This is a genomic window from Shewanella vesiculosa (assembly GCF_009994065.1).
Lineage (GTDB): Bacteria > Pseudomonadota > Gammaproteobacteria > Enterobacterales > Shewanellaceae > Shewanella > Shewanella vesiculosa.
Genome location: NZ_JAACSD010000004.1, coordinates 46234 through 59644 on the forward strand (window position 1 = coordinate 46234; position 13411 = coordinate 59644).

The 13411-nt window shown below is 40.0% G+C and carries 13 protein-coding genes; 4 read left to right on the forward strand and 9 right to left on the reverse strand.

Going from position 1 to position 13411, the window contains the following annotated elements; genetic code table 11:
• Positions 1-8: 8 nt before the first annotated feature.
• Positions 9-638: a DUF5610 domain-containing protein gene (locus GW828_RS02410; RefSeq protein ID WP_273057931.1), complete on the reverse strand. Its 630-nt coding sequence runs from the start codon at positions 636-638 to the stop codon at positions 9-11.
• A gap of 289 nt (positions 639-927) precedes the next feature.
• On the opposite strand from GW828_RS02410, the gene GW828_RS02415 reads away from it, so the two are divergent.
• Both GW828_RS02415 and GW828_RS02420 read left to right on the forward strand, forming a co-directional pair.
• The gene (locus GW828_RS02415) at positions 928-2415 is read left to right on the forward strand and encodes an FMN-binding glutamate synthase family protein (RefSeq protein ID WP_273057930.1); all 1488 of its coding nucleotides are present in this window, start codon (positions 928-930) and stop codon (positions 2413-2415) included.
• Positions 2416-2564: 149 nt separating this feature from the next.
• Positions 2565-2771: a hypothetical protein gene (locus GW828_RS02420; protein ID WP_235781755.1), complete on the forward strand. Its 207-nt coding sequence runs from the start codon at positions 2565-2567 to the stop codon at positions 2769-2771.
• Between the two features lie 222 nt (positions 2772-2993).
• On the opposite strand, the gene GW828_RS02425 is transcribed toward GW828_RS02420, so the two are convergent.
• The gene (locus GW828_RS02425) at positions 2994-3215 is read right to left on the reverse strand and encodes a hypothetical protein (RefSeq protein ID WP_124018053.1); all 222 of its coding nucleotides are present in this window, start codon (positions 3213-3215) and stop codon (positions 2994-2996) included.
• 336 nt (positions 3216-3551) lie between these two features.
• On the reverse strand, positions 3552-5345 hold the full coding sequence (locus tag GW828_RS02430) for an ABCB family ABC transporter ATP-binding protein/permease (RefSeq protein WP_124018054.1): 1794 nt from the start codon (positions 5343-5345) through the stop codon (positions 3552-3554).
• Between the two features lie 359 nt (positions 5346-5704).
• Between GW828_RS02430 and GW828_RS02435 the strand changes: the two genes are divergently transcribed.
• Positions 5705-5881: a hypothetical protein gene (locus GW828_RS02435; protein WP_273057929.1), complete on the forward strand. Its 177-nt coding sequence runs from the start codon at positions 5705-5707 to the stop codon at positions 5879-5881.
• A 42-nt stretch (positions 5882-5923) separates the two neighbouring features.
• Here the strand turns inward: GW828_RS02435 and aroG are convergent, their stop codons facing one another.
• A complete protein-coding gene (gene aroG, locus GW828_RS02440) occupies positions 5924-6979 on the reverse strand; it encodes a 3-deoxy-7-phosphoheptulonate synthase AroG (protein WP_124018056.1) in 1056 nt (351 codons plus the stop codon).
• Between the two features lie 428 nt (positions 6980-7407).
• Here aroG and GW828_RS02445 point away from each other — a divergent pair, with 428 nt between their 5' ends.
• Positions 7408-8265, forward strand: coding sequence for a substrate-binding periplasmic protein (locus tag GW828_RS02445; RefSeq protein ID WP_273057928.1), 858 nt, complete (start codon positions 7408-7410; stop codon positions 8263-8265).
• Here the strand turns inward: GW828_RS02445 and GW828_RS02450 are convergent, their stop codons facing one another.
• The 5 genes from GW828_RS02450 to nrfA form a co-directional block, all read right to left on the reverse strand.
• The gene (locus GW828_RS02450) at positions 8266-9486 is read right to left on the reverse strand and encodes a tetratricopeptide repeat protein (protein WP_259395231.1); all 1221 of its coding nucleotides are present in this window, start codon (positions 9484-9486) and stop codon (positions 8266-8268) included.
• Positions 9487-9585: 99 nt separating this feature from the next.
• Positions 9586-10029, reverse strand: a complete 444-nt coding sequence (locus GW828_RS19250; RefSeq protein WP_337956439.1) for a hypothetical protein — start codon at positions 10027-10029, stop codon at positions 9586-9588.
• A 57-nt stretch (positions 10030-10086) separates the two neighbouring features.
• Positions 10087-11337 carry an ammonium transporter gene (locus GW828_RS02460; protein WP_124018058.1) on the reverse strand — a complete coding sequence of 417 codons (1251 nt, stop codon included), beginning with the start codon at positions 11335-11337 and terminating at the stop codon, positions 10087-10089.
• A 9-nt stretch (positions 11338-11346) separates the two neighbouring features.
• Complete coding sequence (glnK, locus tag GW828_RS02465; RefSeq protein ID WP_011636110.1) at positions 11347-11685, reverse strand: P-II family nitrogen regulator; 339 nt, start codon at positions 11683-11685, stop codon at positions 11347-11349.
• A gap of 329 nt (positions 11686-12014) precedes the next feature.
• Positions 12015-13406: an ammonia-forming nitrite reductase cytochrome c552 subunit gene (nrfA, locus tag GW828_RS02470; RefSeq protein ID WP_182696664.1), complete on the reverse strand. Its 1392-nt coding sequence runs from the start codon at positions 13404-13406 to the stop codon at positions 12015-12017.
• Positions 13407-13411: the final 5 nt, after the last annotated feature.

The window sequence follows — 13411 nt, forward strand, 5'->3', positions numbered from 1 at the left end:
ATAAGAGACTACGTCGCTTGAGTCACGCTTTGTGATTCATCTTTAGCAAGCTTATCTTGCTTAAATTGCGCTAACCCTTGCTGTATCAGTTCATATGTTTTATCCACACCAGCGGCTATATCACCTTCTAACACCTTTAAACCAGACAATATATCGCTAGCCTCTTTAAAGCCTTGATCTATGGCATCACCAATTTTGAGCATAAAACTATTAACTTGCTCATCTAGTCCCATAGATTTATTTTGTTGTTGGTGAATAGAGAAAAAATTTGTGGCAAAGCTCACAATGCGATCAGCTGTTGCCTCTGGTGAGTAATCCACTCCGCTATCAACGCCCTTCTGAATTGCGTTATCTCCAAGCGTAGGGGCAAGTTCTTGGTTAATGGCTTCAATTGCGGCGCGATAAAGCAACGCCATAGACTTGTCACCCGCAGAAATACTCACTTCTTCCTGTGCGGCAAGAATACTGTTGTTCATCATTTGACGACTCAGTTGACTCACTGATACTTTAGCTGATGAATTTACCGCTGAACTCGTATTATTAGCTTTATTTTGAGTTGAAGCATTCGCTTCACTGGTTGGAGTATTGTTGTTTTCTCGTCCCTTCACATTTGAGGGCGCTGCGCTTTTAATGTCCATAATAGTGTCTTATTTAAAGTAACGGATAGCTTAATTATCGACCAAAAAATGCATACCTGAAGTCATAATGAAATAAATATACGATTTAATTCACTGCAATAATGACCATAAATGCCTCTTCGTTTTAAAACAAAGCAGTTAGATAGCAAGCAGAAAAAATAAACGATATAGTGAGATTATATTTGGTATTGCTAATATGGTTAATTAACCAGACTCACTTACTATCATTACTGCGACTAAATTACCGCGAATAAACACACAGTACTAGATTCAATTTAAGGACAATAATATGCCGCAACAACATTGGTTTATATGGGGAATGGATATCTTCTCTGGTCTTTTCTTAGTGTTATTTTGGCTATTACTGATTGCGGTCATTTACATGTTTATTGCTGATAAATGGCAAACAAAACAAGCCATACGCCATAATTACCCTGTTATCGGTCGCTTTCGATATATATTTGAAAAACAGGGTGAGTTTTTTAGACAATACTTTTTTTCTCAAGATCGTGAAGAACTGCCATTTAACCGTGCCGAGCGCAATTGGGTATATCGCGCAGCAAAAAATGTTGACCGTACAATTGCATTTGGATCAACACAAGTTCTAGATAAACCCGGTTCAGTGATGTTCATGAACTCAGCCTTTCCGGTCAGCGATCATGACTCTCACAAGACAATAGACGTAACCATTGGTCCAGATTGCACCCATCCTTACACAACCAGTAAAATTTGCCATATTTCAGCAATGAGCTTTGGTGCATTATCTCGACCAGCGATAACGGCGCTATCTCATGGTGCAGCGAAAGCAGGTTGCTGGCTCAATACTGGTGAGGGAGGATTAAGCCCGTATCATCTTAAAGGTCATTGTGACTTAGTGTTTCAAATCGGGACAGCCAAATATGGTGTCCGAGACGAACAAGGCCATTTAGATCCTCAAAAACTCAGCGATATAGCAGCCCACCCTGAAGTTAAAATGTTTGAAATTAAGTTGAGCCAGGGCGCTAAGCCAGGGAAAGGAGGGATTTTACCTGCAGTAAAAGTGACCAAAGAAATTGCAGCCATTCGCGGTATTCCTGCAGGACACGACTCAATTAGCCCTAATGGCCATATTGAATTACACAATGTTGCTGACATTGTCGATATGATAAATCAAGTAAGAGACATTACCGGTAAACCAACTGGCATTAAGGCTGTATTAGGCGATATGTCTTGGGTAACAGAGTTTTTGGATGAAATTGAGCAACGTGGGATAGAATATGCCCCAGATTTTTTTACTTTGGACAGCTCAGATGGCGGCACTGGTGCAGCGCCACAGGCATTAATGGACAACGTTGGATTACCACTAAGGCAAAGCTTGCCGTCTCTGGTTGATTTATTGAATCAACGCGGCTTTAAGCAACGCATTAAAGTCATCGCAACGGGTAAAATGATTATGCCATCTTATGTAGCTTGGGCATTGGCCACTGGCGCAGACTTTATTGCTTCAGCTCGCGGCAATATGTTTGCCTTGGGTTGCATTCAGTCACTACAGTGCAACAGAGACACCTGCCCAACAGGTATTACAACCCATAATATCCGTCTGCAAAAAGGCTTAGATCCTAAAGATAAATCTGTGCGAGTGGCAAACTACAATCATTTCTTACATTATGATTTAACCATGATTGCCCACTCTTGTGGCGTAACGGACCCAAGGTATTTAACCCGTCATCACGCTCGAATAGTGCAATCGTCTGGAGTTGCAGTCACCCTTGATAATCATTACCGTCATATGCAGTAGAGAAGCGCATCAACCCCAGTAAACTACTGGGGTTCGCTACGCGCGATTACTTTGCCGAATATGATTAAAGGGTGTATAATAAAATTTGATGTTTGTCACAGTAAGCGGTCTTAGTGTGATTTTAAAGCGAAATCAAACAGAAGGATTTCATGTTGAATATCAAAAAGAATGCAGTAGATCTTAATGTTGATCTAAATGTCAAAAGCTTAAGTTTAAGCTGTAAAAACTGTAATCGAATGACAGAAATCGAAGGCGAGCTAGTGTGTTTTGAGCAAGGAAAAATTAAATGCTTAACTCTCGATCCGTCTCCAGCAGCATTGATAAAAATGGTGTGTATTAATTGGCAAAAAAAATAAGCCAGTCATCGTTATACTCTCTACTAAACCATTGTTTCAGCCAATCCTCTTGTCCTTACATTATCCAGAAAATCTCATTTAGCGATTAATCCTCTTTGAGCATTAAATGAAATCCACTTAAGCCAAAGCCAATACTGCAGCTGTGATAACAGCCGCTACTAGAATATGATTTTATTACACTCGATTAATCCCAAAGTACATGGGAATTGTATTGTGGGATGGCTAGATTGATATATTGCTCTTATCCAAGTCGCTGTCCATTGCCTTCGCGAGAGTCACTCCACGAGTCGTCACTCTTAAACCGGCACACAAATCGTTGTAGACTATTTTAATCGCATCATCAGACATGTTACGCCCTTTTAGCATTGCCATAATAGCAAACCAATCAGTTGTCACTTGATGTCGGGTGCCTTCTAGCGCCGCAATTAACGCAATATTATGCACAAGTCACCTCCATACACGAATTCGCACCTTTAATAAAATCCAATTGATTGAAAAGTATAGCTATCTGGGGATAATACACCATAAGTCGGACTATAGATTAACTGCGTTGATCACTGCCGTCAAAAATTTCAGTCACGATAGATCTAACAAGTCAGTTTACGCGCTATTCTTTGCTGCTTAAGTATTCAATTATAGCGTTTAGCGTTATAAATAGCGGCCATTTATGTAAAACTTAAATGCTGTATAAGCCTTACTCATAGTCAATAAAGCATAAATGAAAAACAGCAACTTCGGTATTTTATTCTTTTATATCACCTAGCAACATAGCAACGTCCACTAGGCATGTGGCAGATTTTTTTGTTCATGTTGAATATGCCAAAGTCGTGCATAAAGACCTTGTTTAGCTAACAAACTGACATGAGTACCATGCTCAACAATCTTACCTTTACTCAATACTACTATTTGGTCGGCATCAATAATGGTCGATAAACGATGGGCCACCACTAAACTTGTGTGTCCTTTAGCAGCATCTCTGAGCGCGCTGAGAATCGCTTGCTCAGATCGTGAGTCGAGAGACGATGTTGCTTCATCAAACACTAGGATGGGCGAGCCCTTCAACACAGCTCGAGCAATAGCAACTCGTTGTTTTTCTCCACCTGAGAGCTTTAAACCTCTCTCCCCCACTTTGGTATTGCCTTTATCTGGTAATGATTCAATAAAGTCGCTCAAATGCGCTAGCTTAACTGCTGCGACAATCTCATCATGAGTCGCATCGGCACGACCATAGCGAATATTTTCGTAAATAGAATCATTGAATAACACGGTATCTTGCGGGACAACAGCAATAGCTCTTCGCAAAGCTTGCTGGCTAAAGTGACGCACATCAATGCCATCAATAGTGATTGCACCACTAGCAACATCATAAAAGCGGAATAGCAATTTAATAATAGTTGATTTACCCGCGCCACTGTCACCGACTACAGCAATTTTTTTCCCTGCTGGCACCTCGAAGCTAACACTGTTCAAAATAGGGCGTTGGTCGTATTGAAAACTCACATCGGTAAACTTTATCGTCCCAATCGTTGGGCTAATCTCAATAGCATCATCCGAATCTAATACTTGTGGTTGTTTGTCTAAAATATCAAACATACGCTCAATATTGGCTAATGCACCGCGGATCTCACGATAAACAAACCCTAAGAAATTTAACGGAATAAACAACTGCATCATAAATGCATTAATTAACACAAAGTCACCAATAGTCATTGAGCCCTGGCTTACTTCATAAGCCGCTAATGCCATCATAGCTGTCATAGCCACAGCGATAATTAACGCTTGACCACCGTTTAGGGCAAACAATGATAAACGATTTTTTCGTTTTGCCACTTCCCATTGCTCAAGTGCAGAGTCATATCGTTGTGACTCAAATTCTTCGTTATTAAAATATTTTACGGTTTCATAATTTAACAAGCTATCCACTGAACGAGTATTGGCCAGCGAGTCAGCTCGGGCAGCATCACGAACATAACCGGTGCGCCACTCAGTCGCTACGATAGAATAACCAATATAAGCTACAACAGAAACTAAGGTTATCAGCGCAAAACTGATGCCATAATTATAAAAGAAGACCCCAATAACAAGCATAATCTCAAGCAGGGTTGGTACGATATTAAATACCATAAAACGCATTAAAAAATTGACACCACTGGTGCCACGTTCAATGTCGCGGGATAAGCCACCGGTGCGACGATCTAAGTGAAAATCAAGATCGAGTCGATGCAAATGTTCAAATACCGCCCGCCCAAGACGACGGATAGCACGTTCGGTGACTCGGCCAAATAAGGTGTCACGAACCTCACCAATAATGACATTGAGTAAACGAACCGCGCCATAAGCTAATACCAAGCCAACCGGGACTGCAATAAGCTGGGCCGGAGATTGTTTATCTAAGGTATCGACTAATTCTTTCAAAAGAAATGGCAATGCAACACTGGCGAGCTTAGCAACCACTAAACAAATCATAGCCAAAATCACGCGCGCTTTAAATTCTAGTAAATATGGCCATAACAGGCGTAAAACATGCCAATTTAACTTCCCTACCGGGCCTTCAAAATACGCAGAAGGTCTCATTTATGCTCCAGTTATTTACCGCTGCTAGGCAGTTTACGACGATCTAATATTGATTGTCTTATTATATGCCATTTTCTTATCAGACATTGCTTACATTACGATGTAATAACGGCAAACTCACCAGGATCATAAAAGGGGGGGGTAATCGCATGTAAGTAGTACGTAGATAGCACTTTAGTAGTATATTTATAGGATCCGCATTAGTCATAAATACTATATTTCAAACTTTTTTAGCCCTTTTAAGCTTTTTTAATCTAAATTGAGTTATTTCTGTAAGCAGAATTTGTTATTCTTTGGTTACATAAAAATGCTTGTTTGATAGTAAACAAACAACGATTTACGAGTTTAAAGGATACTTTATGTTGGAGAATTCAAAAATTCAGTACCCACCATTACAACGAATACAAACATGGGTATGGATGATGATTGAATCAGGTAACCCTGAGTTGCAAGAAAAAGGCCGTGATAATCTAATATCGGCTTTTGGCAGTTTAGCTAAGGCCAATGAATACTTAGTACAAGGTATAAAAAAATAAGGCGCATTTAGCGCCTTATTTTTACGTCAGTTTACACTCACTTTATGCTTGGCGACGGTTCAGGACACTTTGATTTAATGTCGCTAGCAGCGTCTCAGTGTCATCCCATCCTATACAAGCATCAGTAATACTTTGCCCGTAACACAGAGCACTGCCTTCAATTAAATCTTGACGCCCTTCAACTAAATGGCTTTCGACCATTACACCAAAAATAGCATAATTTCCTTGAGATATTTGCCCTGCCACATCTTCAGCAACCATCATCTGCTTTTTATAATCTTTACTGCTATTGGCGTGGCTAAAATCGATCATAATGTTATCAAGCAATTCTGATTTAGTCAGCTGCTGAGCAATATCAACTACATGTTCAGCGCTATAATTGGGAGTGCGTCCACCGCGTAGAATAATATGACAATCAGGATTACCTTTAGTGGAGACAATAGCCGAATGGCCAAACTTAGTCACCGATAAGAAATGATGTGGAGCATTAGCAGCCCCAATCGCATCAATGGCCACCTTAATGGTACCGTCGGTACCATTTTTAAACCCGACTGGGCAAGAAAGACCTGATGATAGCTCTCTGTGAACTTGCGACTCAGTCGTGCGTGCCCCAATAGCGCCCCAACACATCATATCGGCAACATATTGAGGTGTTATCATATCTAAAAACTCACCCGCGGTTGGGATACCAGCATCGTTCAAATCAACTAATAGTTTACGAGCAGTGCGTAAGCCATCATTTAATTGAAAACTGTTATCCATATAAGGATCATTGATTAACCCCTTCCAACCAACCGTTGTTCTCGGCTTTTCAAAGTACACTCGCATAACAATTTCAAGCTGATCTTTATACTGCTGACGTAACTTAACCAAGCGTTGACCATATTCTAACGCGGCAACAGGATCATGGATTGAACAAGGGCCAATCACCACCAAGATGCGATCATCTTTACGCGCTAAAATATTATGAATACTGTTACGTGCATTGAAAACGGTTGTTGATGCATGTTCGGTTGCCGGAAATCGCTCTAGAATCGCAATTGGAGGTAGCAATTCTTTTATTTCATCGATACGAATATCGTCATTTTGATAATGCATAGTGGTTACAACTCCGGCAAAACATATAATTTATCTGATTTAATATAAGGCTAAATCAGCTGATACAATCCATTAAGAAATGATAAAAAACCATCGAGAAAATGAATAAGAATCTTCAATTTAACCAGTATTTATCGACAAATCAATCAAGTATTACTCATCTGGGCCGATAAAAGAGACAATAAAAATTGATTCGTTAGCAATACGCTAAAACAATGACTGATGATCCGACAGGACCTTGGTATAAACGGAGTATTAAGTAAGGCTATTTGATGATTTTTTTATATTCAATGACGCTAAAGATAACTTGTCTTATAATCAAAGTGTACTCATGATGTTAATGTGCTTTACTTTGGTTATTACCATGAATCAACACAAGGATGATGATCTATTTAACACTAAGCAGTATCTCCTGAGGAGACTAACCATTGAAAAGCAATATCGTTTTTTCTATCTGTTTATTTAACTTATTATTAGTTTTTTGTAGACCCTTATCTGCCACTTTATTATCCCCAATAGAAAATGTCCCCCTATCAGATAAATTGAACGCGCTGAACAAGAATGAACAATCGCCGCTAATGACCGACAGCATTAGTTTTTCAACCAGTGATAGTATTGCTCCGTATTTCTTTGCTGATGAAGAGATTGGTGTGCAATATGATCTATTAAAAGCCGCCCTCGACAGTAAAAACATTGCTATTAAAGAAATTGTTCATGCACCAAATTTACGTGCGCAACGCTTAGTTAGAACCCATAAAATCGACTGCATGATTAATACGCCAGACAATGTTGCAGGTTTATTTTATACCCAAAGCTTGATTGAATATAAAAATAGCGCATTCTACTTATCAAAAAACAATCTTAATATAGAAAAAATAAGTGATCTCAATACCTTGTCCGTTTTAGGCTTTCAAAATTCAAAACAATATTTAGGTAATAAATTTAAAGATATTGCCAACGGCAATCCTCATTTTAGTGAGATTACCAATCAAAAAAGCCAAGTTGTGATGCTGTTTAATGGTTATGTACAAGTCATCGTTCTAGAAAGGCGGATATTTGAATATTATCGCTATTTACTCGCATCAAAACTCGATACGAGTGTTGCAGTAACAGAAGTCTCACTGTTTGAACCTGCCCAACGAAAAATTGCCTGTCATGATAAAATAACGGCTGAGGAAATTGATAGCGCAATTACTTCACTCAAACAATCAAATCGTTATCAAGACATACTCGAGCTTGCAGAAAAGAACTATTATCAACCACAGACTAAAACACCTTCGCAATAATTAGTGTTGCATCATTGCTTGCAACTTCATTTGGTAGCCTTGTTTATGAAGGGTATCGCTCAAGGCCATTGCACGCTTAAGGTTTTTCTCAGCAAGCCCTGCCTCACCTGTTGCCCAATACGCTCGAGATAAGCCAAAATAAAATTCATGCCGATAATCCGCTTTTTCAACAGCTCGTTTATACCACACCAGTGCATCTTGATATTGCTTATCAAAATACGCTTGTTGAGCCATATCATAGTAATAAAATGGATTATTAATTCTCGCTAACTCAAGGACCTTATGTATCTCGGCCCACTCTTGTAGACGTCCTTGCTCCCCTAAAATTAAGGCTAAATTATACAATGTCGTTAGATCTTGAGAGTCAACTTGTAGCGCTAACCGATATGCATATTCGGCCTCAGCTTCATAACCTTTATGACGATAAATAACCGCTATTGTATTGATTGCCGCTACATACTGCGGGTCTAATAAAATACTTTTTTTTACCAGTGAATAAGCGGTATCATAATCAGCATCAACCAATGCCTCCGCGGCTATATTGTTATAAAACATCGCGGTTAATTGACGCTTATTGACTGTTTTTTTATGGTAAGCACGAACTGAACGTTCAGGTAAGAAATCCACCAAAATATCAGTCCCCCTAAATAATACAGTATGAGAATCCTTCGCTGGTAACAGGCTCAAATTGACGTGACCGTTGACTAAATAAAAACCACCACGCCTATCCCAAACGGGTTCAATATCAATATCATAAAACTCAACAGGCACATTTAACACATCAGCTAAAGCTGCCGATAACACCACCAGAGACATACAATTACCTTGGCGATTAAGCGCTGTTTCACTTGCGGTATGAGTAACATTATCGCGGTATTCAAAACCACCATCTTGAGCACCAATATACTGAGCTAACCATTCATTGGCGATAATACTCTGGCTACGAAGCATATTATCCGCTTGAAACTGTCGCCTAAATTGAGCCACAAATGGCTCAGGTAAACGATAAATATCATCAACCTCCACAGTGTCTATTGGCGTAAATAGCTCATCATGAAATAAGTTCGCAATCTTGAATGCTTGATTTGGAGATGGCGTTGACTGACAAGCACTCATACCGAAAAGTAAGGTAACGAGTAGAAGTTTAATCCATTTGAATGATAAATAGTCATGATAGTAACAGGCATCAACCGCTGTCTTTTTTGAGTGACGAGTGAACATAATTCAGCCCTCAGATAGAAATACGCTATCTAAAAGCATAGTCAATAGTTGCCTATTCAGCCAAAGCTACTGAGATAAGGTTTGATACCAAGGCATTCGCTATTGAGCTGGGGTGTCACTCAAAGGAGGATCAATTTGGATAAACACTTGTGTGTCTTGATAGTCATAGGGACGATAAAATTGTTGGCCACAGCTAAAATAATTAAACGGTGACGCTATCGCCAAGCATCCAATCGGTAACGATTGTAGGATAGTAACCTGCTGTTGCTGCCGTAACAGCTCTTGCCATTGGTGCTGTTGAAACAATTGGTCGCGAACAGCAAAAGCATCAAAAGGCGTAGATGATTGACGCACCACAACAGTGCCAGCATGGCTCATGACACCAAACAACAAGCTAAAAAGTATCGCCGCGATCAATAAGTTTACCCATGCTCGCATCATAGTTACCTCATCACTGTTTTTATCATCCAAATACCAATATATCACGCTAGCACATTGACTCGCTTTCCCCAACAACGGCGTTGAGAATTTTATTGGATGCATAAAAAAACAGAACCTAAAGGTTCTGTTTTTTTATCTTACTTAGATTAAAGAATTAACTTAACCAGCGCTTTTGACACTCACAAACTCAGGATAAGCATCAACACCACAGTCAGAAGCATCCATACCGTTGTACTCTTCTTCTTCTGTTACTCGAATACCCATGGTCATTTTTAATATAAACCATACAAGTAACGATGCGCTAAAGACCCAAATAAAGATAACGGCGGCACCATATAACTGGCTACCAAAACTAGCATCAGCATTTGATAATGGAACTAACATCACCCCAAGGAAACCAGCAACACCGTGAACCGAAATCGCGCCAACTGGGTCATCAATTTTAATTCGGTCAAATGCGATAACCGAGAAGATAACAACAGCGCCCGCCACTAAGCCAATCACACCAGCCATTAACAGTGAAGGTGAAAGCGGGTCAGCAGTAATAGCCACTAATCCTGCTAACGCACCGTTTAATATCATGGTTAAGTCAGCTTTGCCCCAGACAACTTTACACACAATCAATGCTGAGATAGCACCAAAAGCAGCGGCAGAGTTAGTATTTACGAATATTTTAGCGACTGCACTGGCATTTTCAGCATCTGAAACTAACAGTTGTGAACCACCGTTAAAGCCAAACCAACCCATCCATAAAATGAACATACCTAAGGTTGCCATTGGTAAGTTAGATCCTGGAATTGGATGAACTTGACCATTTTCACCGTATTTACCTTTACGAGCACCAAGAAGCAGTACACCAGATATCGCTGCTGCCGCACCAGCCATGTGAACAATACCACTACCAGCAAAGTCGACAAAACCCGCTTCAGAGAGGAATCCACCGCCCCATGTCCAGTAGCCTTCGACAGGATAAATTACAGCTGTCATTACGATAGAGAAGACTAAGAAAGACCACAATTTCATCCGTTCAGCAACGGCACCAGACACAATCGACATTGCAGTAGCAACAAACACCACTTGGAAGAAAAAGTCTGACTCTAATGCATGGTCTGCACCTTCAGCTTGCGAACCAATTAATGTGCCAAAAGAAGGAATAAAGCCACCTTCGACATTGTCTACATACATAATGTTATAGCCAACCAATAAAAACATGACACAGGCGATTGCATATAAACATACGTTTTTAGTTAAAATTTCAGTGGTGTTTTTTGAACGGACTAGGCCAGCTTCTAACATGGCAAAACCCGCGGCCATCCACATCACAAATGCGCCAGAGATAAGGAAATAAAATGTATCTAGTGCGAAACGTAATTCAGTAACCGTTAGGCCTAATTGAGTTAACTCTTCCATAACAGTCTCCTATAATGCTTCGTTATCAAGTTCACCCGTACGGATACGGATCGCTTGTTCTAAATCAGTAACAAATATTTTACCATCACCAATTTTGCCGGTATGGGCAGCACTGGTAATCGCTTCAATAAGCATGTCCAAGTTTTCATCTTTGGTCGCAATTTCTAATTTTACTTTAGGTAAAAAATCCACTTGATACTCTGCCCCACGATAAAGCTCAGTGTGGCCTTTTTGACGTCCGAAGCCTTTTACCTCAGTAACAGTCATACCTTCAATGCCCATGCCTGCAATGGCTTCACGGACATCATCCAACTTAAATGGCTTGATGATAGCGCTGACGAGTTTCATCTCGACCTCCAAAAGTGTGAAAAAATGTAATTGTTATTTATTTGTTGAATAGTTAATTCAATCATTAGGCCACATTTTCAAACCACTGTTATGTATAAGTTTTATTTTATTTTTCATTTTATTTGTTAACATAAAAGCACCATTCAAGTGCATCTCAAACATCAGCGCATCATTTTAGTGCAATTATTGAGCTGGCTTTTATCACATCGAGTAACAACGGCTTAAGCCAGAGGTTTTTAGAGCGAACATAAAAAAATAGCCCTCAAATGAGGGCTATTTTTATGATTTAAGGATTAATAACACCATAAAGCGTTAAGGTTCAACACCAGTTATTTATAAGTCGCCTCACGCTTTTTAGCTTCTTCTTTCCACTTAGGAACAAGTGTTTTCTTGAATTCAGCTTTTTCAGCATTCATGGTTTTCATGTCCATGCCTAATGCTGCTTGCGCTTTCGCTTTAGTTGACGTATCAGGATATGCAATTGGTTGTTTAACTCCTTTAGCACCTAATAACTGAGCCAATTTAACCCGAGCATCAGCAGCTTTATCCAATGAAGTACCTAAAATACGTAATACTTCAGCAGGAGCATGAGACGATGCACCATGAGATGCAGTGGCATAATCCCAACGCCACTGTGAATGACGAATATCCATTAGGATTGGCTTCATTTCAACTTCAGTTGCACCAGCATCCCACGCCGCTTTAGCTTCAAAGTGAGCTTTTACTAATTGAGTTTCAACACGTGCCTTTAAGTCTTGTGCTTTCTGTTTGCTTTCATTCACTAAATTGACCATAAACTCTTTGCTTTGACTGTGACAAGTGGCACATGTTTCTTCAAAGCGATCAAATGGGTTACCCACTTTATGGTCTGTAAATTTGCGGCCTTTGTCATTAGTCACTTTAGGCATATGACAATCAACACAACTCACGTTATTTTGACCGTGAACGCCCATTTTCCAAGTTTCATAACCAGGATGTTGCGCTTTTAACATTGGTGTTTTTGACACGGCATGAGTCCAATCAGAGAACTCCATGTTGTCATAATACACTTCCATTTGCTCAACTGTGGTACCCATATCCCAAGGGAATTTAACAAAACCAGGACGTTCTGCTGTTTTCTCGAAATAGTACTCAACGTGACATTGAGCACACACCATTGATTGCTTGTCTTTACGAGAAGCTTTATCAAATGGCGTATTTAATGTTGCCATAGCGCGCTCAGCAAACGGACGAGACATGCGTAACTTTGAAGATCCTTTTTCATGACAGTCAGCACAACCGAGCACATTGACAATTTCTGGGCCACCTTTAGCCCATTTACCACTGAAATAGCCATCTTCACCTTGCTCTTCAATCACCCGTGGTACGTCAGGGCTTTTACAGCTCCAGCAGGCCATTGGCATTGGACCATCTTGTGCATTTTTTGGTGCGCCAGTACGCAATGTATTCGTTACGTCAGTTACTGCATACATATGACCACGAGGTGCATTGTAATCTTTAGCAAAACCGTAACCCGCCCATAACACGACTAGGCTAGGTACTTTTTCTAACATATCGACAACTTCTTTGCTTTCATCAGTAGCATGCCAGCTGTCGTACTGTTTTGAGAATTTATCCTTATAAACTTCATTACGAGGTTCGGTTTTCTCACTAGCCATTGCGCCAGCGGCTAAAAAACTGGCTGCAATCACTGCACTCAGTGCAATTGATTTTGCGTTCATCTTCA

Excerpts from the sequence above, each read along its gene's own strand:
- GW828_RS02410 (WP_273057931.1), bottom strand. The coding sequence starts at position 638 with ATGGACATTAAAAGCGCAGCGCCCTCAAATGTGAAGGGACGAGAAAAC.
- GW828_RS02415 (WP_273057930.1), top strand. The coding sequence starts at position 928 with ATGCCGCAACAACATTGGTTTATATGGGGAATGGATATCTTCTCTGGT.
- GW828_RS02420 (WP_235781755.1), top strand. The coding sequence starts at position 2,565 with ATGTTGAATATCAAAAAGAATGCAGTAGATCTTAATGTTGATCTAAAT.
- GW828_RS02430 (WP_124018054.1), bottom strand. The coding sequence starts at position 5,345 with ATGAGACCTTCTGCGTATTTTGAAGGCCCGGTAGGGAAGTTAAATTGG.
- GW828_RS02435 (WP_273057929.1), top strand. The coding sequence starts at position 5,705 with ATGTTGGAGAATTCAAAAATTCAGTACCCACCATTACAACGAATACAA.
- aroG (WP_124018056.1), bottom strand. The coding sequence starts at position 6,979 with ATGCATTATCAAAATGACGATATTCGTATCGATGAAATAAAAGAATTG.
- GW828_RS02450 (WP_259395231.1), bottom strand. The coding sequence starts at position 9,486 with ATGTTCACTCGTCACTCAAAAAAGACAGCGGTTGATGCCTGTTACTAT.
- GW828_RS19250 (WP_337956439.1), bottom strand. The coding sequence starts at position 10,029 with ATGCATCCAATAAAATTCTCAACGCCGTTGTTGGGGAAAGCGAGTCAA.
- GW828_RS02460 (WP_124018058.1), bottom strand. The coding sequence starts at position 11,337 with ATGGAAGAGTTAACTCAATTAGGCCTAACGGTTACTGAATTACGTTTC.
- glnK (WP_011636110.1), bottom strand. The coding sequence starts at position 11,685 with ATGAAACTCGTCAGCGCTATCATCAAGCCATTTAAGTTGGATGATGTC.
- nrfA (WP_182696664.1), bottom strand. The coding sequence starts at position 13,406 with ATGAACGCAAAATCAATTGCACTGAGTGCAGTGATTGCAGCCAGTTTT.